At 59.9% G+C, this 25,160-nt stretch carries 25 protein-coding genes; 14 read left to right on the plus strand and 11 right to left on the minus strand.

The features are described 5' to 3' along the window. The first annotated feature begins 1 nt into the window (after nt 1). Together GAO09_RS01575 and GAO09_RS01580 are read left to right on the plus strand one after the other, a co-directional pair. A complete protein-coding gene (locus GAO09_RS01575) occupies nt 2-1,099 on the plus strand; it encodes a DUF917 domain-containing protein (protein ID WP_153352300.1) in 1,098 nt (365 codons plus the stop codon). A 58-nt stretch (nt 1,100-1,157) separates the two neighbouring features. Beyond that, entirely contained in the window at nt 1,158-2,819 is a 1,662-nt protein-coding gene (locus GAO09_RS01580; RefSeq protein WP_153352301.1) for a urocanate hydratase, read from the plus strand. 14 nt (nt 2,820-2,833) lie between these two features. Here GAO09_RS01580 and GAO09_RS01585 read toward each other — a convergent pair whose 3' ends face one another. Further along, entirely contained in the window at nt 2,834-4,108 is a 1,275-nt protein-coding gene (locus GAO09_RS01585) for an MFS transporter (RefSeq protein WP_153352302.1), read from the minus strand. 109 nt (nt 4,109-4,217) lie between these two features. Between GAO09_RS01585 and GAO09_RS01590 the strand changes: the two genes are divergently transcribed. From GAO09_RS01590 to GAO09_RS01610, 5 genes are all read left to right on the plus strand, one after another. Then, the gene (locus GAO09_RS01590; protein WP_153352303.1) at nt 4,218-5,117 is read left to right on the plus strand and encodes a LysR family transcriptional regulator; all 900 of its coding nucleotides are present in this window, start codon (nt 4,218-4,220) and stop codon (nt 5,115-5,117) included. 90 nt (nt 5,118-5,207) lie between these two features. Next, the gene (locus GAO09_RS01595) at nt 5,208-6,623 is read left to right on the plus strand and encodes a hypothetical protein (protein WP_235937879.1); all 1,416 of its coding nucleotides are present in this window, start codon (nt 5,208-5,210) and stop codon (nt 6,621-6,623) included. Nucleotides 6,624-6,728: 105 nt separating this feature from the next. Next, entirely contained in the window at nt 6,729-7,481 is a 753-nt protein-coding gene (locus tag GAO09_RS01600; RefSeq protein ID WP_153352690.1) for a COG3904 family protein, read from the plus strand. Between the two features lie 86 nt (nt 7,482-7,567). Next, nucleotides 7,568-8,776 carry a bifunctional phosphopantothenoylcysteine decarboxylase/phosphopantothenate--cysteine ligase CoaBC gene (coaBC, locus tag GAO09_RS01605; protein ID WP_153352304.1) on the plus strand — a complete coding sequence of 403 codons (1,209 nt, stop codon included), beginning with the start codon at nt 7,568-7,570 and terminating at the stop codon, nt 8,774-8,776. A 17-nt stretch (nt 8,777-8,793) separates the two neighbouring features. After that, complete coding sequence (locus tag GAO09_RS01610; RefSeq protein ID WP_153352305.1) at nt 8,794-9,156, plus strand: MmcQ/YjbR family DNA-binding protein; 363 nt, start codon at nt 8,794-8,796, stop codon at nt 9,154-9,156. On the opposite strand, the gene GAO09_RS01615 is transcribed toward GAO09_RS01610, so the two are convergent. Beyond that, nucleotides 9,157-9,963: a class II glutamine amidotransferase gene (locus tag GAO09_RS01615; RefSeq protein WP_153352306.1), complete on the minus strand. Its 807-nt coding sequence runs from the start codon at nt 9,961-9,963 to the stop codon at nt 9,157-9,159. It abuts the gene before it with no gap. 256 nt (nt 9,964-10,219) lie between these two features. Between GAO09_RS01615 and otsB the strand changes: the two genes are divergently transcribed. From otsB to GAO09_RS01630, 3 genes are all read left to right on the plus strand, one after another. Further along, on the plus strand, nt 10,220-11,029 hold the full coding sequence (otsB, locus tag GAO09_RS01620) for a trehalose-phosphatase (protein ID WP_153352307.1): 810 nt from the start codon (nt 10,220-10,222) through the stop codon (nt 11,027-11,029). 39 nt (nt 11,030-11,068) lie between these two features. Further along, entirely contained in the window at nt 11,069-12,448 is a 1,380-nt protein-coding gene (gene otsA, locus GAO09_RS01625; RefSeq protein WP_153352308.1) for an alpha,alpha-trehalose-phosphate synthase (UDP-forming), read from the plus strand. Nucleotides 12,449-12,523: 75 nt separating this feature from the next. Next, the gene (locus tag GAO09_RS01630) at nt 12,524-12,733 is read left to right on the plus strand and encodes a TOBE domain-containing protein (RefSeq protein WP_153352309.1); all 210 of its coding nucleotides are present in this window, start codon (nt 12,524-12,526) and stop codon (nt 12,731-12,733) included. 16 nt (nt 12,734-12,749) lie between these two features. On the opposite strand, the gene tsaA is transcribed toward GAO09_RS01630, so the two are convergent. Next, complete coding sequence (tsaA, locus tag GAO09_RS01635) at nt 12,750-13,259, minus strand: tRNA (N6-threonylcarbamoyladenosine(37)-N6)-methyltransferase TrmO (RefSeq protein WP_153352310.1); 510 nt, start codon at nt 13,257-13,259, stop codon at nt 12,750-12,752. 144 nt (nt 13,260-13,403) lie between these two features. On the opposite strand from tsaA, the gene GAO09_RS01640 reads away from it, so the two are divergent. Continuing rightward, complete coding sequence (locus GAO09_RS01640) at nt 13,404-13,994, plus strand: IMPACT family protein (protein ID WP_153352311.1); 591 nt, start codon at nt 13,404-13,406, stop codon at nt 13,992-13,994. 3 nt (nt 13,995-13,997) lie between these two features. Here the strand turns inward: GAO09_RS01640 and GAO09_RS01645 are convergent, their stop codons facing one another. Then, a complete protein-coding gene (locus tag GAO09_RS01645; protein WP_153352312.1) occupies nt 13,998-15,578 on the minus strand; it encodes a peptide chain release factor 3 in 1,581 nt (526 codons plus the stop codon). Between the two features lie 97 nt (nt 15,579-15,675). On the opposite strand from GAO09_RS01645, the gene dut reads away from it, so the two are divergent. Together dut and GAO09_RS01655 are read left to right on the plus strand one after the other, a co-directional pair. Continuing rightward, the gene (dut, locus tag GAO09_RS01650; protein ID WP_153352313.1) at nt 15,676-16,146 is read left to right on the plus strand and encodes a dUTP diphosphatase; all 471 of its coding nucleotides are present in this window, start codon (nt 15,676-15,678) and stop codon (nt 16,144-16,146) included. Beyond that, a complete protein-coding gene (locus GAO09_RS01655) occupies nt 16,146-17,054 on the plus strand; it encodes a GNAT family N-acetyltransferase (RefSeq protein ID WP_153352314.1) in 909 nt (302 codons plus the stop codon). Before dut ends, GAO09_RS01655 begins: the two co-directional genes overlap by 1 nt. Before the next feature lie 3 nt (nt 17,055-17,057). Here GAO09_RS01655 and GAO09_RS01660 read toward each other — a convergent pair whose 3' ends face one another. Next, nucleotides 17,058-17,615, minus strand: coding sequence for a cysteine hydrolase family protein (locus GAO09_RS01660; protein ID WP_338015036.1), 558 nt, complete (start codon nt 17,613-17,615; stop codon nt 17,058-17,060). A gap of 185 nt (nt 17,616-17,800) precedes the next feature. On the opposite strand from GAO09_RS01660, the gene cysK reads away from it, so the two are divergent. Continuing rightward, entirely contained in the window at nt 17,801-18,766 is a 966-nt protein-coding gene (cysK, locus tag GAO09_RS01665; protein WP_153352315.1) for a cysteine synthase A, read from the plus strand. A gap of 55 nt (nt 18,767-18,821) precedes the next feature. On the opposite strand, the gene GAO09_RS01670 is transcribed toward cysK, so the two are convergent. From GAO09_RS01670 to ugpA, 6 genes are all read right to left on the minus strand, one after another. Further along, nucleotides 18,822-20,357: a YifB family Mg chelatase-like AAA ATPase gene (locus GAO09_RS01670; RefSeq protein ID WP_153352316.1), complete on the minus strand. Its 1,536-nt coding sequence runs from the start codon at nt 20,355-20,357 to the stop codon at nt 18,822-18,824. A gap of 234 nt (nt 20,358-20,591) precedes the next feature. After that, nucleotides 20,592-21,545 (minus strand): glutathione synthase, encoded by a 954-nt coding sequence (gshB, locus tag GAO09_RS01675; protein WP_153352317.1) that lies wholly within the window; start codon nt 21,543-21,545, stop codon nt 20,592-20,594. Between the two features lie 85 nt (nt 21,546-21,630). Continuing rightward, on the minus strand, nt 21,631-22,134 hold the full coding sequence (locus tag GAO09_RS01680) for a cupin domain-containing protein (protein ID WP_153352318.1): 504 nt from the start codon (nt 22,132-22,134) through the stop codon (nt 21,631-21,633). Between the two features lie 107 nt (nt 22,135-22,241). After that, the gene (locus GAO09_RS01685; protein ID WP_153352319.1) at nt 22,242-23,345 is read right to left on the minus strand and encodes a sn-glycerol-3-phosphate import ATP-binding protein UgpC; all 1,104 of its coding nucleotides are present in this window, start codon (nt 23,343-23,345) and stop codon (nt 22,242-22,244) included. A gap of 1 nt (nt 23,346) precedes the next feature. Continuing rightward, nucleotides 23,347-24,195: a sn-glycerol-3-phosphate ABC transporter permease UgpE gene (gene ugpE / locus GAO09_RS01690; protein WP_153352320.1), complete on the minus strand. Its 849-nt coding sequence runs from the start codon at nt 24,193-24,195 to the stop codon at nt 23,347-23,349. A 9-nt stretch (nt 24,196-24,204) separates the two neighbouring features. Further along, on the minus strand, nt 24,205-25,089 hold the full coding sequence (gene ugpA / locus GAO09_RS01695; protein ID WP_153352321.1) for a sn-glycerol-3-phosphate ABC transporter permease UgpA: 885 nt from the start codon (nt 25,087-25,089) through the stop codon (nt 24,205-24,207). Nucleotides 25,090-25,160 lie beyond the last annotated feature (71 nt).

The following is a 25,160-nucleotide window of genomic DNA, read 5'->3' on the forward strand; positions in this document are numbered from 1 at the left end:
GATGGGACGCATACTGGTCGAGAAGGATGTCGAGGCAGCGGTAAAGGGCGGTTCCGTTTATGCCGCCGGTGGCGGCGGCTGGGCGGATCATGGACGCATGCTGGGTTATGCGGCCGTGGCCGTGGGCAAGCCGGAACTGGTATCGATCGACGAATTGAAGGACGACGACTGGGTGGCAACCGCCGCCGCGATCGGCGCACCCGCCTCGACCACGCCTTGGGAAATGCGCGGTGTCGACTATATCCGCGCCGTCCAGATCCTGCAGGAAACCTTAGGCGAAAAGCTGTCGGGCCTGATCATCGGCCAGAACGGCAAATCCTCAACGCTGAATGCCTGGCTGCCTTCCGCCGTGCTCGGCACGAAGGTGGTGGATGCGGTGGGCGACGTTCGTGCTCACCCGACCGGCGACATGGGCTCGATCGGCATGGCGGGTTCTCCCGAACCGATGATCCAGACGGCAGTCGGCGGCAACCGCGAGGAGCACCGTTATATCGAGCTTGTCGTGCGCGGTGCGACGGCAAAAATTTCGCCGGTGCTGCGAACGGCGGCCGATCAGTCCGGCGGGTTCATTGCCTCCTGCCGCAATCCGTTGCGAGCTTCTTATGTGCGCAGCCACGCGGCGCTGGGCGGCATCTCACTGGCACTGACACTGGGCGAAGCGATCATCGAGGCGGAAAAACGAACTGGTTCGGCCGTGATCGACGCGATCTGCAAGACGACCGGTGGCGAAATCATTGCCGAGGGCGAGATTACCGCCAAGGATGTCGTTTACACCCCGGAAGCCTTCGATATCGGCACCATTACAATCGGTACCGGCAACAAGGCAGCGGTGCTGCATGTGATGAACGAATACATGGCGGTGGAAGATGCCGGCGGCAATCGCGTCGCAACCTTTCCCTCCGTGATCACCACGCTGTCCCCCGACGGCGAGCCGCTGAGTGTGGGCCAGCTATCGGTCGGCATGAAGGTTTTTGTTCTGCATGTGCCGATGGAGATTTTGCCGCTGTCTTCCAGCGTGCTTGATCCGACCGTTTATCCTTACGTGGAGAAGGCGATGGGAATCGAGATTGCGAAATATGCGCTGGCAGAGCGCCGATAGCAAAGCGGAGTTTGCGGCAGGGCCCCGCCCGATCAAATTTCCACACGAGGAGACCCGCATGCCCAAACCCAATTCACGTCACCCCAGCTTCCCCATTCCCGGCGGGCCGGACCTGCGCGCCAAAGGCTGGCGGCAGGAGGCCCTGCTGCGGCTTCTGGAAAACGTGCTGTCGGTGGGCGAGGACCCGGACAATCTCGTGGTCTATGCCGCACTCGGCAAGGCGGCGCGCAATTGGGCGGCGCATAAAGCCATTGTCGAGACACTGACGACGATGCACGAAGACCAGACACTGCTGATTCAATCCGGCAAGCCGGTGGGGCTGATGAAGACCCATGCAAAGGCGCCGCTCGTCATTATGGCCAATTGCAACATCGTCGGCCAATGGGCGAAGGCCGAGTATTTTTACGAGCTGGAGCGCAAGGGGCTGATCTGCTGGGGCGGGCTGACTGCTGGCGCCTGGCAATATATCGGCAGTCAGGGCGTCATTCAGGGCACGTATGAAATTTTCATGCGGATCGCCGAGCGCCGGTTCGGTGGAGATCTGGCCGGTCGTTTTATCCTGACCGCAGGTCTTGGCGGCATGGGGGGCGCGCAACCGCTCGCCGGCCGCATGGCAGGAGCGGCGATCCTGTGCATCGATATCGACCCGGAACGCGCCGCCAAGCGCAAGGCGATCGGTTATCTTGACGAGATTGCCCCCGATCTCGATGCGGCACTGGCGATGATCGATGCGGCGGTGAAGGAGAGGCGTGCCATCTCCATCGGTCTCGTCGGCAATGCGGCAGCACTTTACCCGGAAATTTATCAGCGCGGCATCGTGCCGGATATCGTCACCGACCAGACCTCGGCACATGACCTAGTTTACGGCTACGTGCCGAAGGGCATGGATCTGGCAACGGTCAAAAGCCTGCGCAAGGATGGTCAGGGCCAGTTGATGGCGGCAAGCCGCGCCTCGATCGTTGACCATGTTCACGCCATGCTGGATTTCCAGACGGCCGGTTCGGAAGTGTTCGACAATGGCAACCTAATCCGCACGCAGGCGCGTGAGGGGGGCGTGGCCAACGCATTCGACATCCCGATTTTCACCGAAGCCTATCTTCGGCCACTGTTTGCCCGCGCCATCGGCCCCTTCCGTTGGATGGCGCTCTCGGGCGAAGCCAGCGACATCGCTCGCATTGATGATTTGCTGGTAGAAATGTTCCCGGACAATAAAATCATCACCAACTGGGTGCGGCTGGCCCGTGAAAACATCCCGTTCGAGGGATTGCCGGCACGCATCGCATGGCTGGGCCATGGCGAGCGTACAGCCTTGGCGCTCAAGGTGAACGCACTGGTGGCGAAAGGCGAACTGGCCGGACCGATCGCCTTTTCCCGCGATCATCTCGATGCCGGCGCCATGGCGCATCCAAACATCATGACCGAGCGGATGAAGGACGGATCGGATGCGATTGCCGACTGGCCGCTGCTGGATGCGATGATGTTGTGTTCTTCAATGGCGGACCTCGTGGTCGTGCATTCCGGCGGAGGCGGTTATGCCGGTTACATGACCAGTTGCGGCGTAACGGTGGTGGCCGATGGAACGGCCGAAGCCGAAGAGAGGCTCGACAATGCGCTGACCAATGATACGGCACTGGGCGTCATCCGGTATGCCGATGCCGGTTATGACGAGGCGCTGGACGAGGTGGAGAGGAAGGGCGTACCGCATATCAAGCTGGGGTAACGCGCGTTCCAAAACTACCGCGCCGCCAGCATTTTTGCGCCAAGGCCGCAGATGATGGCGACCACCAACATGCCGACGGTGAAGCTGACGATGGCAGGCCATCCGGCAGCGGCAAAGAAGACCCCACCAACTGTGCCGGCAATGCTGGAGCCCATGTAATAGGCGAGTAGATAAAGCGAGGAGGCATGGCCCTTGGTGCCGCGCGCCAGTTTTGCGACTTGCGCGCTCGCAAGCGAATGGCTCATGAAAAAACCGATGGTCAGAAGCACGATGCCGGCGATGATCAGCGGCAGCGGCGAAAACAGCGTCAGCAGGCAACCAATGGCCGCCGTCAGCAAGCCGACCGGCATGACCCTGAACGCGCCAAAGCGATCACCCAGTCGACCGGCGCCCCATGAAGCAAGGATACCGAAGACGTAGACCGTGAAAATCATGCCCAGCGCCGTCTGGCCGAGATTGTATGGTGCCGCGACCAATCTGTAGCCGATGTAATTATAGCTGGTGACGAAGGCGCCCATCACCAGAAAGCTGACGGCAAACAGGCATGGCAAAGCCGGATTGCGCATGTGACCAAGCCACGCGGAGAGATGGAATTTTGGATCAAAACCACGATGCGGCGTGAAATGGCGCGAGGGCGGCAGCAGCCTGAAGAAGCCGATAGCGGCTGCAAGTCCAAGCAGGCCCATGATGGCAAGCGCCGGTCGCCAGGTGAACATTTCCACCAGTGTGCCGGTGACGACGCGGCCGCACATGCCCCCGAAGGCCGTGCCTGCGATATAAAGCCCAACCGTAGCGCCAAGCCCGCGCGGCTCTACCTCTTCCGCCAGATAGGCCACGGCAACAGCCGGAGCGCCACCCAGCAGAAAACCCTGCAGCGCCCGGATGACCAGAAGCAGGTTCCAGTCCGTGATCATGGAACAGATGATGGTACAGATGGCCGAACCGAGCAGCGATGCGAACATCAGGCTGCGCCGGCCGAACTGTTCGGAAATGGCGGCGGCCAGAAAGATGGAGAAGGCGAGAAAACCCGTGCAGAGCGACAGAGACAGCGAGCTTGCGGCCGGTGTGACACCAAAATCATGCGAGAACAACGGCATCAGCGGCTGCACGCAATATAGCAGCGAAAATGTTGCGAAACCGGACAGGAACAGCGCGATGCTGGCGCGATTATAGGCGCAACTGCCTTTGGCCAAATAGTCCGGCTCGATGGGATTAGCGAGAACCGGTGCCGGCTGAAGCGCCTGTGGGGGAATGGGCTGATCGAGCGTGTTTTCCGCGACGCGAAACATGTCTGCTTGCCTTCAAAATACCTCCCGGAAAACGATCTACGCCGCCCCTCGCCATTAGTCCAATATATGATACAGTCAATCTTGATAGGTTTTACAGATGGCCTGACATATGGAACTCCGGCACATCCGCTATTTTCTAGCCGTCGCCGAGGCCGGCAATTTTACCCGCGCGGCACAAGCGCTCGGCATCGGTCAACCGCCGCTTAGCCAGCAGATCCGCGATCTCGAAAACGAAATTGGTGTGCAGCTGTTTCACCGCGTGCCGCATGGGGCGGAATTGACAGCGGCCGGCGCAGCGTTTCTGCAGGAGGCGAAGGGTGCCATTGCCGCCGCCGAGCGCGCAAAATTGGCGGCGCTGCGTGCCAGCCGCGGCGAAACGGGACGGCTTATGCTGGGATTTACCGCCTCCGCCGCCTTTACGCCGGTTGTCAGCGGCGTGATCCGCCGTTATCGCGCCACATGGCCCGACGTCGACCTGTCGCTCACGGAAATGAACAGCAATCTGCTGTTGGACCGATTGATGCGTGGCGAACTGGATGCCGTTTTCATTCGCCCCGGACTGGAGGACCCGAAGGATGTGAGGCTGCGACGCCTACCGGATGAACCGATGCTGGTGGCCTTACCCATACAACACCGGCTGGCAGCACATCGCCGACTGCCGCTTTCTGCACTTGCCGGCGAACCATTCGTCGTGTTTCCGCGCCAGGTGGGATTGAGCCTCTATAACGACATCGTGCTTGCCTGCCGCGCCGCCGGCTTCGAACTCAATGTGCGGCAGGAAGCGCCACAGATGACGGCGGTGGTCAACCTCGTCGCCGCGGATCTCGGCATATCGGTCGTGCCGGCGTCACTGGCACAGATTCGGCTGGAAGGCGTGACCTACAGACCTCTGGAAGGCGAACCATTGGTAGCGCGGCTGGCATTGGCGATACTGAAAAACCAGCGGTCGCCATTAACCGCAAATCTTGAAAGTCTGCTGCCACGCCAGAAAACCTATGACGACCATTGACGACGTCACTGGTGCACAGCCATCATTCCGCCCTGATCTTCATTCTTTGTTAAAGGAATACATTCCTTTTTCTTTGCCTCTGGAGGCCTCATGGCGCTTGGCGCTTCGCACCGCTTGACTGACGGCGTCGCTGCCGTCGAAACCATGACCCGTTTTGCGCTGGCCGTGCTAGCGCTGGCCTCCGGCGTCTATACCTATCTGGGCGCACGCACGATCCTCGACGGATCACCGACGGCGGTATTTTTCGCCGCCATCATCTATTCCGTTTCGGTCTCTGTCGGCATCTATGCCTTCTGGTCCTACATGATGCGGTTCTATCCGCATGTGACGAGCCGCACCGGACGCACCGGCCTTTTGTTCGTGATGGCTGCAGGCTGCGCGATGATCATGGCGATGTCGAGCTGGCTGAATGCCGCCGCCCTTGCCGGCTCCGCTGCGGTGGAACGGCATCTGGCCCGTTCGGTTGAAGATTACTCCGCTGACCTCGATCGCGCTCACCAGAATGCGCTGGCCGCACAAAGCCTACTGCCTGATATCCAGCGCGCTTCCGAACGCTTTTCCCAATTGGCCGGCGTCGAGCGCCAGTCCGGTTCACTGACGGGCACCACCGGTTCCGGCAGCGTCGTGCAGTTGCTGACCCAGATGTCGGCGCAGATGAAATCGCTGGAAGGCAATATCAATGCCTCGCGTGAGCAGGTCAGCGAACTGGTGGAACAGGGCCAGAAGCGGCTAGAGACGATGCGCACCATCCTCTCGACACCGGGCGCCATCGAGCCGCGTGCCGACCAGTTTTCGGCGGAAGCGGTGGCACTCACCAATGTCATGACGCAGCTTTCGCAGATGTCCGTTGCGCCCTCGATCCGTCGTGCCGCCGACGACCTTTCGCTCGGCTTCATCGCGCCGGTTCCGGACGGCGCGGCACCCGACCTCGTCAACCGCCAGAACCAGGTGATGGAGACGGTGAAGGCGTCCGTCGCCTCACAATCGAAGGCGCTGGCCAAGGCAGCCGACGAAATCCTAGAGCGACCGCCCGCCGCCGAGCGCCGTTTCGTGCCTATGTCACCGGCCGAAGCCGTGCTGCAATATGCCTATGACTTCATTCCGGCATGGGCCGGCGCCATTTCCATCGACCTTCTGCCCGGCGTGATGGTGTTCATCCTTGCGATCGTTCACGGCTCCATTCGCCGGCAGGAAGAAGGCATGTCTTTTGCCGAACGACTGACGGTGGCCGAACTGATGGAAACGCTGGCGCTGCAGAAGGCGATTTCGGAAAAAGGAGCTGAGGCGAAGGTGAGTGAGGCTGCGACAGCTGAAGAGGTAGCGCTGGCCGCAGCCGACGCACGTGCGCAACGAGAACACGAAGCTGACAACCGGACCGAATACCGGGATGACGAGCACTTTTCACGCGACGATCATCATCAGCGGACAACGGAAGGCGACGACACCCATCACGCCACCAATGTCGCGAGCTTCGATCCGGCGAAAAATCCGCGCAAGGGCCCTTGATCCGTGAACCAGTTCAGCCGATCCGTCGCCACCAATGCCACGGCCGAGCCAAAACCGCGTCGCAGCCTGAAACAGGTTCTGGTGTCGATCGATGACGGCGCGATCATGCGCACGGCCTTCTACATGCTGCTGGGTGCGGCGGTGACCTTTCTCGCCGTCGATGTCTATGAGGTGGCCACCACCAAGACGGATACAAGCCTGCCCGGTCACGATCCGCTGACGACGGATGCGCCTGTTCTGCCGCCGGCACTGACCGAGGGCAAACCGCATGCACCACCGGTGGAGCCGGCAAGCCCGGCCGAGGTGCTGCGCAAGCCGATTACGTTTAACCTGATCGGCGGCGGCGTTCTGCTGGCTGAAGGAGCGATAGATCCCGGTGCAGCCGAGCGTTTCAAAACGGAAATCGAAGCGCGTGGCGAATATGTGAAGACGGTGGCGCTTAATTCTCCGGGTGGCTCGGTGGAAGACGCGATTGCCATGTCGAAACTGGTCCGCGAAAAGAAGCTGGTCACGAGGGTCAAGGAAAAGGCGCTCTGCGCGTCTTCATGCCCGATCGTGTTTGCCGGCGGCGTGATACGGATTGCGGAAAAGGATGCCGTGATCGGCGTGCATCAGGTTTTTAACGGCAGCCGCGAGCGGCCTTCGCCGGAAGAGGCGATGTCGGCGGCGCAATCCACAACGGCACGGATTGCCCGGCATCTGGAAGAGATGGGCATTGGCGCCGGCGTCTGGCTAAAGGCGCTAGAGACACCGCCGGATCGGCTTTATTACCTGACGCCGAAGGAACTGGCGGATTTCAAGCTGACCACGCCGGGCGTGACGCCGGCTGCGGCTGCTACCCCCGCACGTCGCCCCTGATGACCAGACCTCACGCCGTACATTTCGTACGATTGCAACTTCTGCCTCAAAGGCTTAGCTTCCGGCCAACATTTTAGGGCAGAGCCATGGATCTTTCGGGCAAGCGTATTCTTCTTATCATCAGCGGCGGCATCGCGGCCTATAAAAGCCTCGACCTGATCCGCCGGTTGCGCGAACGCGGCGCCGAGGTGCGGCCGGTGATGACACAGGCAGCGCAGGAATTCGTTACGCCGCTTGCCGTCGGCGCATTGTCCTCCGGCCATGTTTATACCGAGCTGTTTTCACGCGAAGACGAACAGGATGTCGGGCATATCCGTCTGGCGCGCGACTGCGATCTCGTTCTGGTGGCGCCAGCAACGGCCAACCTGATGGCAAAGATGGCGCATGGTCTGGCTGATGATCTCGCCAGCGCCGTGCTGCTTGCCACCGACCGGCCCGTTCTGATCGCACCGGCAATGAACCCAAAAATGTGGGAGGCGAAGGCGACACGACGCAATGTCGAAACGCTGAAAGCAGACGACATTGCCTTCATCGGGCCGATGGCGGGCGAGATGGCCGAAAGCAACGAGGCGGGTGTTGGTCGAATGGCCGAGCCGCTACAGATAGTTGATGCCGTCATCGCGAAACTGGATACCGGGCCGAAGCCGCTCCTAGGCCGCAAGGTGATCGTTACCTCCGGACCGACACATGAGCCGATCGACCCGGTGCGCTACATCGCCAATCGTTCCTCCGGCAAACAGGGGCATGCGATTGCTGCGGCCTTGGCGAAACTCGGTGCGGACGTGATGCTGATTTCCGGCCCGGTGACAATCGCCGATCCGGCTGGCGTGACCGTGCTGCGCGTGGAATCGGCACGCGACATGCTGGCTGCCGTGGAAGCGCAATTGCCGGCGGATATCGCCGTGATGGTCGCGGCAGTGGCGGACTGGCGTGTGGCGGCATCGGCGGACCAGAAGATCAAAAAGCAGCCGGGCGAGGCACCTGCGCCGCTGGCGCTGACGGAAAACCCGGACATTCTGAAAACTGTCGGCCATCATGCACAACGGCCCAGGCTGGTTGTCGGGTTTGCCGCCGAAACCGAAAATGTGGAAACTAACGGCCGCGCCAAGCTGGAGCGCAAGGGCGCTGACATGATCGTCGCCAACGATGTATCACCTGAAAACGGCGTGATGGGCGGTGACCGCAACCGTGTCAACATCATCTCGGCCGATGGAATCGATGTGTGGCCCGACCTTGCCAAGGATGATGTGGCCGAACGTCTGGCGGCATTGATTGCGGCACGGTTTGCCGGCTGAAACACGGGGGTGCGGATATGAGCCTGTTCACGAAAAAGGATTTTGATGCCTTTGTGAAAAAGCTGCCCGGCACGACATTCGTGGACCAGTGGGACAGCCATGTGGCCAAGGTGGGCGACAAGGCATTTGCGCTTCTGGGCGACGATGAGGCGCGTATCGTCGTCAAATGTTCGGAAGAAAGTTTTGAGATCCTGACGGCGCTCGAGGGTATCGGCCAGGCACCCTATTTCGCCAAGCGCAAATGGGTGCAGATCGGATCGGGCGCGCCGCTGTCACAGGACGAGGTGGCGCATTACATGATCCGATCCTACGAACTGGTTGCGGCGGGGCTGACCAAAAAACTCCGCACGGAACTAGGCATCACCCTGCCTGGCAAATGATCAGGCAGCTTCCGACATAAGCTTGGGCTGAAAGGCTTCCCGCTTCATGCCATCGTCGCAAAGCGTGATGGCGCTGCCATCCGGAATTTCCATCCAGGCATCGACATCGTCATTGAGCGGCTCAGATACGAGGCAATAACCCGTCGTCTTTCCGCATTTCCCGCCCATCGGCGCCGCATACAGCGTCGGCGGCTTGTGGTCGGTAGCATAACGCACCGCGTAAAGCTGATTTCCGTCTGAAAACGCTGCGGTAAAGCGTACCAATGCATCGCCGCCATGGCGATGGGAAAAATCCTCGACCGTGGCGATGGCTTCCGCCACGGCGCCAAAAGGATCGTTCTCAAGACCGAAATGCAGGGCGAGCAGGAACAGAAGCTCGGAATCGGTGGTGCCTGCGCGGGCATCGAACAGCGTATCGGGCAGCAGCGCCTCCATACGACGGCGAATGCGCTCGAACCCGGAAATCTGGCCATTGTGCATGAACGACCAGCGACCATGCACGAAGGGGTGACAGTTATCGCGACGTGTGCCGCCATTGGTGGCGGCGCGCACATGCGCGAGGAAAAGCGGCGAGCGGATCTGACGGGAGAGGCTGCGCAGATTACAATCCGACCATGCCGGCAGGATATCGCGGTAACGACCGGGTTCCGGGTGATCACCATACCAGGCGATGCCAAAGCCATCGCCATTGGTGGCGGTCTTGGCGCGGTTGGCGCAATGGGACTGTTCGATCAGCGAATGTGCGGGCGAGGATACAAGCTCTTCGAGATAAAGAGGGTTACCACGGTAGGCGGCCCAACGGCACATGGGGTTCACTGCTCCGATCAAGACCGCGAACAAGACGCGGCGCATTTGTGGAAGGGTCGACGCATTTGGATAACGAAAGCTTAACCTAGCAGCATTCGTGACAGAATTACGACGGTTGAGGCTTCACATTTTGCAACGCACATAGACAATGTTGCTTAACTGCAACATCGAACGATAGCGTACTGAATGCCCGATATATGGCCATTTCCGGGCAGGCGGGGTTGCCGGTCTGCGGATGCGGACTAGTTATCACCCCATGTCTCAGCAAGCAAAGTCTCGTGAAGCCACACATGATGGCGGTCTCTCACCGTCCTCTTCCGGCGTTTCCGACCTCCTTGGCGATTTCGACCGTTTCGCCGTATTTTTCGATATCGATGGCACCCTGATCGATCTGGCCGCCACGCCTGACGGCATTGTGGTGCCGCCGGAACTGCCGTCCAATCTCGCAGCCGCCTCGCAAAAATTCGGCGGCGCTCTGGCATTGGTGACGGGTCGTGCCCTCTCCTACGCCGACAGGCTTTTTGAACCGCACCGCTTTCCGATTGCCGGTCTGCATGGCGCGGAGCAGCGCATGGCAGACGGCACGGTGGATCGCATCACGGTGACACCGGAATTCGAAGCGTTAAAGGCGGAGATCGCCTCCGATGCGGCCGGATGGGACGGCGTTCTGATCGAAGACAAGGGCGCGGCCGTCGGTGCTCATTATCGTCAGGCGCCGGAGCGGCAGGCCGAACTGGATGCGCTGATGGAACGTGCTGCACAAAAGGCTGGTAGCGAATTCTCTCTGCAACGCGGCAAGATGGTGATCGAGCTGCGCCCGGCCCGCGCCAGCAAGGGTGAGGCCGTGAAGCGCTTCCTGAGCGAAACGCCCTTTGCCGGACGCCTGCCCATTACTGTGGGCGACGACCTGACCGACGAGGCGATGTTTCGCGCCGCCAACGAACTCGGCGGCCATTCGATCCGCATCGGTGACAAGACCCTGCCGGATGGCAGCCCCACCGCTGCAACCCTGCTGCTTTCCTCCGCACAGGAGCTTCGCGATATTCTGGCTGGCCTCGCGCGCTAAGCGGCCTATCATACCGATAATCTCTGAAAGGAATTTGCCTTGAGCCGCCTTGTGGTCGTTTCGAACCGCGTCACCATTCCGAAAAAAGCCGGTGACGCACCGGCCGGCGGTCTTGCCGTTGCCCTGCAGGCAGCGCTGGAGGAACGCGGCGGCATCTGGATGGGCTGGTCCGGCAATTCCAGCGGCGATCGCGAGCCGGAAAAGCTCGACATCATCGAGCGCGGCAATATCACCTATGCGCTGACCGACCTGACCGATACCGACGTTGAGGAATATTACCACGGTTTTGCCAACCGCGTGCTCTGGCCGATCTGTCATTACCGACTGGATCTGGCCGAATATGCCCGCAAGGAAATGGCCGGTTATTTTCGCGTCAACCGCTTCTTCGCTCACAAGCTGGCGCCGCTCCTAAAAGAAGACGACATCATATGGGTGCATGACTATCACCTGATCCCGCTGGCTGCCGAACTGCGTCAGATGGGCATCAAGAACAAAATCGGCTTCTTCCTGCATATCCCGTGGCCGCCGGCCGACGTGCTGTTTGCCATGCCGGTGCATGAACAGATCATGCGCGGGCTTTCGCAATACGACCTCGTCGGCTTCCACACCGATTTCGACCTCGACAATTTTGGCGGCGGGTTGGTGCGGGAGGGCATTGGTGAGCGGCTGGAGGGTGGCAAGAAATTCTCCACCTATGGCCGCACCTTCAAAGGTGGCGCCTATCCGATCTCGATCGAAACCAAGGCCTTTGCCCAGTATGCGGTGAAGGCGGCCCGCAATGTCATGGTCAAGAAGGCCCATGACAGCATCGAGGGCCGCGATCTCATCATCGGCGTCGACCGGCTGGATTATTCCAAGGGCATTACCCAGCGCATCGACGCGTTCGAACAGTTCGTGAAACTCAACCCGGCCTACCAGAACAAGGTGACCTATCTTCAGGTCACGCCGAAATCGCGCTCTGAAGTGCCGGAATATGAGCAGATGCAGCGCACCGTGGCCGAACAGGCGGGACGCGTGAACGGCGCACTCGGGCAAGTGGACTGGACACCGATCCGCTACGTCAACCGCTCCATCGCACGACCGCTGCTGGCTGGCCTCTACAGGCTTGCCAAGATCGGCCTTGTGACGCCGCTGCGCGACGGCATGAATCTCGTCGCCAAGGAATATGTTGCGGCACAGGACCCGGAAGATCCGGGTGTGCTGGTGCTGTCCCGCTTTGCCGGTGCGGCCCGCGAACTGAAGGGTGCGCTGCTGGTGAACCCCTACGATATCGAAGGCACTGCGCACGCCATCGCGCGAGGTCTCAGCATGTCGCTGGAAGAGCGCAAACAGCGGTGGAGCGAGATGATGGACCATCTGCTGGAATACGATATCAACCGCTGGTGCGACGACTTTTTGAAAGACCTGACGGCGGATTGAGATATCCGGGATGCTTGACAGCCACTTCTCACAGGGCTCTGTCTGGCAGCGTCAGACCATTTGGAGGAAAACACTATGAAGATCAGCGCACGCAACCGCTTCAAAGGCAAGGTCGTCGAGGTGACCAAGGGCGCCACCACAGCCCATGTCCGCATCGACCTCGGCAATGGCCTCGTCGTCACCTCATCAATCACCAACGAGGCGGTCGACGAGCTTGAACTGACTGTCGGTTCCGACGCCTATGCCGTGATCAAAGCATCCGACGTGATGGTCGCAATCGACTGAACACCCCAACCAGCCGCTATGCGCACGGAAGATTTTCGTCCGTCTGAAAATCTCCCGGCTGTGGCGGCGCGATCGGCTTGAACAGCGTGCGGTCGGGTTTCAGGTCGATCAACGGCGTGCCATCGAGACAATCGAGGCCGCGAACCAGAAGCACATGGCCGTCGACCCCTTCCAGTTTGACGATCGATGTGCCGATCGGGTTCGGCCGTACCGGCGAGCGCAGCGAAAACGTCCCGTGGATCTTGCCGTTGCTGGCCGGGCTCTGCAGCACGAGGTCGCGTCGCGATTGGTGCAGCCAATAAAGAATTTCCAGACGCTCGAAGTTTTCGACACCCTTCAGCGCCGGCACCCATGGCTCATAAATCTCGATCCGGCACAGCGGTCCATCGTGACGGCCCTGGCGCGGTGTTTCCATACGAGATGTCCACGGCGTCGAAATCCGGCCGATGAAGGTCAGACCAGCATCTGTCGGCTCGGGCGGTGTGATCTGAACCTCATTTTCGCGGATTTCGTTTTCGCGTACCAAATTCATCTCTCCCGATCACATATGCTCGATATGTCTTTTAAAACATATCACATCGATACGAAGGATATCTGCCGCAAAATTCCGGAAAATCGAGACGAGAATGGCACTCTTCCATTCACGAGAATGCGGCGATAAAGCTCACTCATGTTCCAACTCGCGCAAGCCGTCACATTCGAACAGACCGTCAAGAACAGCCGGTTTGCGGCTATCGCCCTTCCCGTTGCCAGCGAGGAAGAGGCAAAGGCTGCACTGGCCGAACACGGCTTTGCCGACGCCAACCACAATTGCTGGGCTTGGCGGATCGGTTCGGCCTATCGTTTTTCCGATGATGGGGAGCCAAGCGGCACGGCGGGCAAGCCGATCCTTGCCGCAATCGACGGCCAGTCGCTGGATCAGGTTCTGGTGATCGTTACCCGCTGGTTCGGCGGCATTCTTTTGGGCAGTGGCGGACTGGTGCGCGCCTATGGCGGCACGGCGGCGGCCTGTTTGCGTACGGCATCGCTGGTAGAGGTGAAACCCGCCATTCAGGGTGTTGTGGAGATCGAATTTTCCGATCTGGCCCGCGTAAAGGCAAAACTTCTGGTCATCACCGATCTCGCCATCTCGGAGGAACAGTTTAGCGCAACGGGCGCCGACCTTGTTCTACGCATACCGGAAGCGGAGACCGAAACCGTTTCACGGCTGATCTCCGACCTTACCAGTGGACGTGCCAAATTAAAGCTCGACGAGCCTTGAAAATCACGCCGCCTTGGCGACGTGATATTCCTTGATGGCAGCCATCTTGATGGCCGGATAACGCTCCGATTCATACCGCAGCGAAAACGAGTCCTGCGCCAGAAACACCGGATCGCCATCGAGATCGCGGGCAATATCGCCGCGCTTGACGGTGACGAATTTTTCCAGCTCCGCCTTGTCATCACACGACACCCAGCGGCACACGGAGAAGCGCGACATTTCGAACGAGACCGGCAGCGAATATTCTGCCGACAGACGCTCCTTCAAAACATCCAGCTGCAGCGCACCGACGACGCCAACGATGGCTGGTGAACCGTCTTCAGGCGAAAACAGCTGCACGACGCCTTCCTCGGCCATCTGCTGCAGGGCTTCCTTGAGTTTTTTCGCCTTCATCGCATCTTCAAGACGGACACGGCGCAGAATTTCGGGCGAAAAGTTCGGGACGCCCTGGAAAACCAGGTTTTCGCCTTCGGTCAGCGTATCACCGATACGAAGCGTGCCGTGGTTGGGAATGCCGACAACGTCGCCGGCAAAAGCGGTATCTGCGATATGGCGCTGCGAGGCAAAGAAGAACTGCGGCGCAGTGAGGCCCAGCTGCTTGCCCGTGCGCGCCAGACGCGCCTTCATGCCGCGCTCCAGCTTGCCGGAGCAGATGCGCGCAAAGGCGATACGGTCGCGGTGGTTCGGGTCCATGTTCGCCTGGATCTTGAAGACGAAGGCGGTCATCTTTTCTTCTGCGGCATGCACCGTGCGGATATCGGCCACCTGATCGCGCGGCGGAGGCGCAAAGTCGGCAAGCGCGTTGATCAGATCACGCACCCCGAAATTACGCAGCGCCGAGCCGAAGAATACCGGCGTCATATGGCCCTCGAGAAAAGCCTGTCGGTCGAAAGGACGGCAAGCCTCCCGCGCCAGTTCGACTTCATCGACAAATGCAGCGCGTTCGTTTTCCGGCAGACGATCAGCCACGGCCTGCGGGCCGTTGACAGTTACAGCCTCTTCACTGTCTGGACCGCGCACCTTGTTTGTCGCCAGCTGATAAGATCCGCAAAAACTCTTGGAGCGGCCGATCGGCCAGGTGATCGGAGCCGTATCCAGCGCCAGCTTTTCTTCCACCTCATCGAGGATCTCGAAAATGTCGCGGCTTTCGCGGTCCATCTTGTTGATGAAGGTGATGATCGGAATGTCGCGCATGCGGCAGACTTCGAACAGCTTTAGCGTTCGCGGTTCAATACCTTTTGCGGCGTCGATGACCATGATCGCCGCATCGACGGCTGTCAGCGTACGATAGGTGTCATCGGCAAAGTCTTCGTGACCGGGCGTATCGAGGATATTGAAGACCTTGTCGGCATATTCGAAGGTCATCACCGAGGTCACGACAGAGATGCCGCGTTCGCGTTCGATCTTCATCCAGTCGGACCGCGTCTGGATGCGATCCTTCTTGGCCTTGACCTCACCGGCGAGCTGAATGGCGCCGCCGAACAGCAGCAGCTTTTCGGTGAGCGTGGTTTTACCGGCATCCGGGTGGGCGATGATCGCAAAAGTGCGGCGGCGGGAAACCGCCTCTGCCAATGTTTCGGCCATTTTTGTCAAATCCTTTGAGTTGCCGCCTTCTAGCGGCTTAGTGGATAACTTTCAATTCGTGTTTGACCCCGACAGTTGCCGCCCTGCTAATAGGATTATGAACATTCACGCATCCTCACCGCCCGAACTGAAACTCCTCCGCCTGCCGAATGGCGACGGACTGGAACTTCCATCCTATGAAACATCCGGTGCCGCCGGCATGGACCTGCGCGCAGCCGTTGCCGAAGACGGCGCCATCACACTCGCGCCGGGCAAGCGAGCGCTTGTGCCGACCGGCTTCGTGTTCGAGATTCCGCATGGCTTTGAAGCGCAGATTCGCCCGCGCTCCGGTCTTGCCCTCAAGAACGGCATCACCTGCCTCAACTCTCCCGGCACGATCGACAGCGATTACCGCGGTGAAGTGAAAGTCATTCTGGCCAATCTCAGCGACGAGGACTTTGTCATCACCCGCGGCATGCGGATCGCGCAGATGGTAATTGCGCCGGTGACGCAGGTTCGTGTGACCGAGATTTCCGAAACGACCGAAACCGCTCGCGGCGCCGGCGGTTTCGGTTCGACCGGCGTATAATGACCGGCCGCGCGGCTGTCCTTCAGGCGAGCGGCCTGACATTCCGGCAATATGACCTTGATGATGCTGCCCGCCGGGCAGCACTGACCGCGCTTCTCTACGACATCTTTGGCATCGACATTACCCCGCTCGACCATCTGGGCGGGCATGATGCCAGCAGCATGGCCTTCGGCTGGTTCGATGATGACGACCGGCTGATTGCCAATCTTTCCGCCTTTACTATGCCGACAATGATCGATGGCCGGTCAGTGCGCGCCGCTGGCCTGCAATCCGGTGCCGTGCGGCCGGAATTTCGTGGACGCGGGCTGTTTCGAGACGTAACGGAAAAGGCCCTTGCATGGTGTGATGCGCAGGCTTTCGAGGCCGTGTTGCTCTACACGGAGAAACCGGCGCTTTACGAAAAGCACGGGTTTGTGGTTTTGCCGCAAAGCCGGTTTCTTGCAGAGATGCCGGCAGTCGGCGGAGCCGGCTGGTCTGCCCGTCGACTTGATCTCCACCAACCCGGCGACCTCGCCCTGACCCGAAAGATGCTGGCGACGAGAACGCCCGTTTCCAAGCATTTTGCAGTTGCGAGCCAAAGCGAAATGTTTCTCCTAAACGCCTGGCTGTCAGACGATGTCCGGCTCGATTATCTGGTAAGGCTGGACGCGATCATCGCCTGGCGTTTCAACCGGGAAAATACGTTCGAACTGCTCGACATCGTGGCGCAAGACATACCGGCACTCGCCGACATCTTGTCCGCGATGGGTCGGACGCCGAGCCGCGTGGCGGTCGATTTCGTGCCCGACCGTCTTGGATGCGGCGTTACAACCGCGGCAGATGACCACCCACTGGTCCTGATGATGCGCGGCCCTGACAATCGCCGCCCAATCGACCCGATCCGCTTGCCGGAACTGGCGCATTTCTGATTGTCAGAAACGGATATCTGCGACCGATTGAACCGTCACGAGATGCACACCAGCATCGAAATCGTCCAGCACCATGTTGTGATGATCGATGATCGCCTCGAAGGACAAGTCACCCATGTCCGCCGTCATATGGCCGTCAGCGAGCAGGGTCACGTCGTAGCCTATGGAAACCGCGCGACGCACCGTCGTATCGACGCAGAACTGCGTCATGCAGCCGCCGACCACGAGACCAGTAATGCCACGCTCCTGCAGGCGGGTTTCGAGATCGGTTTCGAAAAAGCTGTCGCAAGCCCGTTTGCTCACGACAACATCTCCTTCGTCGGCAGCAATTTCGGGTCGAAGTTTCCAGCCTTTCGATCCTTTCGCAAGCCGGTGCGTCTCGCTGCCGTCGTGCTGCACCAGAATGACCGGAATTCCGGCTGCGCGGGCTGATTGCTTGAGTGCGCCAAGGCGGGTGCAGAGGTCATCAAGCGCCTTGTCGATCACGACCTGTCGATCTCCCGCTCCGAGACCCGAGAGGATGGCGTTCTGCACATCGATGATGAGAAGGGCTGTGGTCACGACATGGCTCCCGACGGGTCAAGTTGCTGTTTATCAACATGCTTTGTTGTGGCGAAAGATTTAACCCGGAACGGCGGAAAAACAGAGTTTTTTTCTCATGCCACAGGAAGGTTCCGTCAGACTGTTCTCGCATAGGCGGACAAGAACACTTATTTTCCGATCACATGCCTGAACGGAGAACGACAATGTCCGACAAGAAGCCCGGCCGCGGCCGCATCTATTCCTCCATCACAGACACAATCGGAGACACGCCGCTGGTGCGGCTGGACAAGCTGGCCAGTGAAAACGGCGTGAAGGCCAACATTCTGGCCAAGCTGGAATTCTTCAATCCGATCGCATCCGTTAAGGATCGTATCGGGGTTGCCATGCTGGAAGCTGCGGAAGCGAGCGGCCGTATCGCGCCGGGCAAGACCACGCTGATCGAGCCGACCTCCGGCAATACCGGCATTGCGCTCGCCTTTGCCGCAGCCGCCAAGGGTTACCGCCTGATCCTCACCATGCCGGAAACGATGTCGATTGAACGCCGCAAGATGCTGGCACTTCTTGGCGCCGAACTGGTGCTGACGGAGGGCGCAAAGGGGATGAAGGGCGCGATCGCCAAGGCCGAGGAACTGGCTGCCTCCACACCCGACGCCATCATTCCCCAGCAGTTCGAAAATCCGGCCAACCCGGAAATCCACCGCAAGACGACGGCGGAAGAGATCTGGAACGACACCGACGGCAAGGTCGATATTTTTGTGGCAGGCATCGGCACCGGCGGCACGATTACGGGTGTCGGCCAAGTGCTGAAGGCACGAAATCCGAACGTCAAGGTTATTGCCGTCGAGCCAAAAGAATCACCGGTACTTTCCGGCGGCGAACCCGGCCCGCACAAGATACAGGGCATTGGCGCCGGTTTTGCGCCGAAAATTCTCGACACGGATATCTATGACGAGATCGTCACCGTCGCCAGCGCTGACGCGCTGGAGACCGCCCGCCATGTGGCGCGGCTGGAAGGCGTGCCGGTGGGCATCTCCTCCGGTGCTGCACTGAAGGCGGCAATCGAGATCGGCAGCCGTCCGGAAAATGCGGGAAAGAACGTTGTCGTGATCATTCCGTCCTTTGCCGAGCGTTATCTTTCGACGGCGCTGTTCGAAGGCCTTGGCGGCTGACGCCATCACATGTCTTGCCGGGCTGCGCAAGCGGCCCGGCTATTCCTGACCGTCGTCACGCAGACGCCATCGCCATTCTCTCCCCGGCCATCCTGTAGGAAATCGCTTCCGCCAAATGGATGCGCCCGACCGTATCCTTGTCATCGAGATCGGCCAGCGTGCGGGCAACCTTGAGCACGCGGTGATAGCCCCGCGCCGAAAACTTAAGTTTCTCCGCAGCGTCGCGCAGCAATTGCAACCCGGCTTGATCCGGTGCAGCAAATGTTTCGATCATCGACGTCGAACAGCGGGCATTGGTGGTGATGCCCCTCTGCCCCATCTCTTCGAAACGGTGCTGCTGGCGAGCGCGGGCACGGGCGACGCGCCGGGCAACATCGGCGCTGCTTTCTGCGGCCACCGGGCGGATGAGGTCAACGGCAGAAACCGCCGGCACATCGATGCGGATATCGATACGATCCATCAGTGGCCCGGAAATGCGGGCCTGATAATCACCGGCACAACGCGGGCCACGCGCGCAGGTATGGCCGGGTTCGCCCGCCATGCCGCAACGGCAGGGGTTCATGGCCGCAACAAGCTGGATACCGGCCGGATAGGTGACGCGATGATTGGCACGGGCAATCACGCATTCAGCCGTTTCCAGCGGCTGACGCAGGGCATCCAGCACCTGTGGCGAAAACTCGGGAAACTCGTCGAGGAACAGCACGCCGTGATGAGCAAGTGACGCTTCCCCCGGTTTCGCTCGCAACCCGCCGCCAACCAGAGCCGCCATGGTGGCGGAGTGATGCGGAGCGCGATAGGGTCGGCGATCCGACAGTTTTCCGCCTGAAAGCTGACCGGCGATGGAATGAATCATCGATACTTCCAGCAATTCCGGCGCAGTCAAAGGCGGCAGGATGGAGGGAAGCCGCGCGGCCAGCATGGATTTGCCGGAGCCAGGTGGCCCGATCATCAGCAGGTTATGGCCGCCGGCGGCCGCCACTTCCAACGCCCTTTTGGCGCTTTCCTGCCCTTTGATATCTGCAAGATCGGGCAGATCGGTTGCCGGCGCCCGGATGGCTGGTTGCGGGCGCGCCAGAACCTGTGTGCCGCGAAAATGGTTGGCAAGCGCAATCAGGCTGCGCGGTGCGAGAATATCGATCTCGTTTCCAGCCCAGGCGGCTTCGGCACCGCTGTCTGCCGGACAGATCAGACCTTTTCCCACGGCATTTGCACCTATCGCAGCCGGCAGCGCGCCAGCAACGTGAGCCAGCGTGCCATCGAGATTGAGTTCCCCGAGTACGATATAGCCGCCTAGTGCATCAGCGGGGATGGCACCGAGCACCGCCATCAGCCCAAGCGCGATGGGCAGATCAAAATGCGAACCTTCCTTGGGCAGGTCGGCAGGCGCAAGATTGATGGTTATTTTCTTCGGTGGCAAAGCGAGGCCAGACGCGTGCAGAGCCGCCTGTACCCGCTCCCTGCTTTCGGCCACCGCTTTGTCCGGCAGGCCGACTATATGCATATTGATCTTGCCCGGCCCGATCATGACCTGCACATCGACCGGAACGCCTTCTATGCCCTGAAATGCAACCGTGCCGACACGCGCAACCATGACCATTGCCCCCAATACGCCGGTGCGGGGCAAATACACGCGGTAAACGACCCCGGATTGCAATCAAGCACAGAAGCTCGCGCAAAACAAGAACGATCAGAGAACGTTTTCCCGCATACCGTTAGTTTCAATTGATTCAGGTTGCACTCGAAGAACAAAGGCGAAAAAGGACAGGAACGAAAGAGAACGGCCCGTCTCTCGCGAGACAGGCCGTTCATCAACTTCCGTGATTAATCAGGCGCCGCGCTTGGCTTCGATCGCGTCCCAGAGCAGGCTGGCGACATCGGCGCCGCCGAATTTTTTCACTTCGCGGATGCCGGTCGGCGAGGTGACGTTGATCTCGGTCATGTAGTCACCGATCACATCGATGCCGACGAAAAGGAAACCGCGTTCACGCAGGGCGGGACCGATGCGGGCGCAAATTTCCCGTTCACGTGCCGTCAGCTCTGTCGGTTCGGCGCGGCCACCAACATGCATGTTGGAGCGGCTGTCTGTTTCGGCCGGCACACGGTTGATGGCGCCTACCGGTTCACCGTCCACCAGAAGGATGCGCTTGTCGCCCTTGCGGACTTCTTTCAGATAGCCTTGGGCGATATAGGGTTCGCCGCGATACATCTGACCGAACATTTCCAGAAGCGACGTGAAATTGCGGTCGTCGCGGGTCGAGTGGAACACGCCGGCGCCGCCATTGCCGTAAAGCGGCTTGAGGATGATATCGCCGAGTTCCTGCCTGAAAGCGGCAATCTCGTCCGGATCGCGCGAGATCAGCGTCGGCGGCATCAGGTCGGCGAACTCGGTGACAAAGATCTTTTCCGGCGAGTTGCGCACCCAGGCCGGATCGTTGACGACCAGTGTCTTCGGGTGAATGCGCTCGAGCAGATGCGTCGAGGTGATATATCCCATGTCGAAGGGCGGGTCCTGACGCAGATGGACCACGTCGATGGTCGATAGGTCGACTCGCTCCTTGTCGCCAAGCGTATAATGATCGCCCTTGACGTCGCGCAGCTGCATCGGCTCCAGCGCGGCAAAAATCTTGCCGTCGCGCATGGTCAGCCGGTCGGGCGTGTAATGAAACACCTGATAGCCGCGCGTCTGGGCTTCCAGCGCCATGGCAAAGGTTGAATCGCCGGCAATGTTGATGCCGGAAACATGATCCATCTGGAACGCGACTGTCTTGATCTTTGCCATAAGCCACCCTTTGAAAATGCCCGCCTGATGTAGGACGGCAGGCGCGGGATGGCAACTGCTTCGGATGCCTTATCGTTACGCCTTTTCAGGCGGCAAGGCCGCCCTTGCGCTTCGGCCCGAACTTCGCCCAGGCACGGTAGGCATAGGAAAGCGGCATGGGCATCGGCTTGCGGATGAAGGCAATCTTCTTGACGTAATTGTCGATATGCCAGGTGGCCCAGGTGCCGCCACGGAAATAGCCGACATCGCCGGCCTTCAGCGTGCGTTCGCTGCCGTCCTCGGCGGTCACATGAACTTCACCTTCAAGAATGACAACGGTTTCATCCCAGCCGAAAAACCAGCGGAATGTGCCGGCCGTGCAATCCCATACGGCGGTCGAAGCAAATTTGTCAGCCGCTTCGGAATGCGCGGAGACACGCGCCTGCGGATCACCACTGATAATCCAGCTCGGCTCGACCGGTGCTGCTTTCATCTCCGCCGTGGCGGAGCTTGCCCCGACAAAGGGAGCCGACATTCGAACGAAAGGCGGCTTGCCTTTGTAGCGAAAACCAACTGCTGCGGCAGCGATTGCGATGTAATGCAAAGCCATATCTTGTCCCCGGACCTCAGAGCCGAGAGAAACGATAGGCCAAAAGGGTAAGAGGACGATTTCAGAATTGACTAGAATTGCTCAAATCGCCCTCATTCCGTGACAAGTCAGCCGACCGGTGCCGGGCTGGGTGTGGCCACAGCCATCGCCGCCTCACTCGTGCCGACGATGCGCTTGCCATTGTCAGCAGAGAAAAAGTGTAGCCTGGCGGGATCGACCGCAATGCGCATCGTGCCTGCTATTTCGGCTTCACCGGAAAGCGCGATTGTCAGCAACTGATCGCCGACCAGGCCGTGAACGAGACGCTGCGAGCCGAGTTCCTCGACATATTCGACGGTAAAGGGCATGCCTTCATCGCCCGACACGACCCGCAGGTCTTCGGCGCGCATGCCGACCGTGACGGCGCCCGGGGTCGGAGCATAGGCACCCAGGGCAATAATTGCCGGACCGATGACGAGCTTGTCACCCTGCAGCTCTCCCTTGACGAGGTTCATGGCGGGAGAGCCGATGAAGCTGGCAACGAAGGTGGAGGCCGGCGTGTGATAGACATCGAGCGGCGAGCCGACCTGTTCGATCTGGCCGCCATTCAGCACGACCAGACGATCGGCGAGTGTCATCGCCTCCAGCTGGTCATGCGTGACATAGATCGAGGTGGTGCCGAGACGGCGCTGCAGGCGCTTGATCTCGCCGCGCATGGAAACGCGCAGTTTGGCATCGAGGTTGGAGAGCGGCTCATCGAACAGGAAGACGGCCGGCTTGCGCACAATGGCACGGCCCATGGCGACGCGCTGGCGCTGACCGCCGGAAAGCGCACGCGGCTTGCGATCAAGATACTGGGTGATTTCCAGCATGCGGGCGGCTTCGGTGACGCGAGCGTCGATCTCCGCCTTCGGTGTCTTGCGGTTCTTCAGACCATATTCGAGGTTCTGGCGCACCGTCATATGCGGATAGAGCGCATAATTCTGGAACACCATGGCGATGTCACGGTCGGCCGGTTCGACGCGGTTGACGACACGTGAGCCGATCTTCACCTGGCCTTCGGAGATTGTCTCCAGACCGGCGAGCATGCGCAAAAGCGTGGATTTGCCACAGCCGGAAGGGCCGACCAGAACGATGAATTCACCGTCCTTGATCTCAAGGTTGATGTCGGTGACAGCCCGAACGCCGCCGGTGTAGATCTTTCCGACTTTTTCGACGTCGATGGATGCCATTTTACTTCTCCGTTTCTGTCAGGCCGCGGATGAAAAGCCGCTGCATGAAAATGACGATCAGGATAGGGGGCAGCATGGCCAAAACCGAGCCCGCCATCACGTAATTCCAGGCGATCACGCCGTCCTGAGCGGTCACCATGCGCTTCATACCCATCATCAGCGTGTAATAACTGGTATCGGTGGTTACCAGCAGCGGCCAGAGATACTGCACCCAGCCATAGATGAAGAGGATAACGCAGAGCGCGCCGATATTGGTGCGCGACAGCGGCAGCAGGATATCCCAGAAAAATTTCATCGCGCCGGCACCATCGACACGCGCCGCTTCCAGAATTTCGTCCGGCACAGTCATGAAGAACTGGCGGAACAGGAAGGTGGCGGTGGCGGATGCAATGAGCGGGATGGTGAGGCCCGCCCAGGAGTTGAGCATGCCGAGATCGGCGACGATCTTGTATGTCGGCATGATGCGTACCTCGACCGGCAGCATCAGCGTCACGAAGATGATCCAGAAGGCCAGCACCCGGAAGGGGAAGCGGAAATAAACGATCGCAAAGGCCGAGGTGATCGAGATCAGGATTTTTCCGATGGTGATGACGACCGCCATCACCAGCGAGTTGAGTGCCATATGCGAGTAGTTCGGCAGGCCATGGGCGGCCGATACATTTGTCAGGATGGCTGAATAGTTCTCGATGAAGTGCGATCCTGGAAGAAGCGGCACAGCGCCGGTCAACAGCGTCTGCAGGTCATGCGTGGAGGCAACGAAGGCCACATAGACGGGAAACGCCACCACCACGAAACCGAGGATCAGGAAGGCATGGGTGAGAAAGGTCAGGAATGGGCGGTTTTCAACCATGGTCGATCCTCAATATTGAACGCGACGTTCGACGTAGCGGAACTGCACGAAGGTCAGCACCATGACGATCAGCATCAGGAGTACTGACTGCGCCGATGACGAGCCGAGGTTCAGCCCGATAAAACCATCCTGATAGACCTTGTAGACCAGGATGTTGGTCGACTGGGCCGGGCCACCCGAGGTCGTCGCATCGACGATCGGAAACGTGTCGAACATGGCGTAGTTCACGTTGATGATGAACAGGAAAAAGGTTGTCGGCGAAAGCAGCGGCAATGCGATGGTGAAAAAGCGTTTGACCGGGCCGGCGCCATCAATCGCTCCCGCCTCCATCAGCGCATGCGGCACCGATTGCAGGCCGGCGAGGAAAAACAGGAAATTGTAGGAAACCTGCTTCCATGCGGCCGCGATGATGATGAGGATCATCGCATGGGTGCCATTGAGATCGTGGTCCCATTTGATGCCGAACTGCGACAGGAAATAGGGCATGATGCCGGTCGAGGTGTTGAACAGGAACCACCAGAGAACGCCGGCAATGACCGGGGCGACCGCATACGGCCAGACGAGCAGTGTCGTGTAGATGCGCGACGTGCGCGCCAACCGATCGACAGCAGCGGCGAAGGCAAGTCCAAGGCCCATAGACAGGAGCGTGACGGCGACGGCGAAAACGCCGGTGCGCAGAAGGCTGTCGAGATAGTTCGGATCGGCAAGAAGCCGCTTGTAATGTGTCAGTCCCACGAAGACCGTCGAGAAACCAAATGGGTCCTCGCGTTCGACGGAGGATTTTACCGCCTGCGCGGCCGGCCAGATGAAGAACACCAGGGTGATGATCAGCTGTGGCGCCAGAAGAAGGTAAGGCAGCAGCTTGTTGTTGAATGTCGTTCGTTTGGTATCCATCATGTCCGTCCGCCGTTGCTGCATCGCCAGGTTGCGATGCCCTGCAAACAAGGAAAGGACCGGCAGATACC

The organism is Endobacterium cereale (assembly GCF_009617585.1).
GTDB lineage: Bacteria > Pseudomonadota > Alphaproteobacteria > Rhizobiales > Rhizobiaceae > Neorhizobium > Neorhizobium cereale.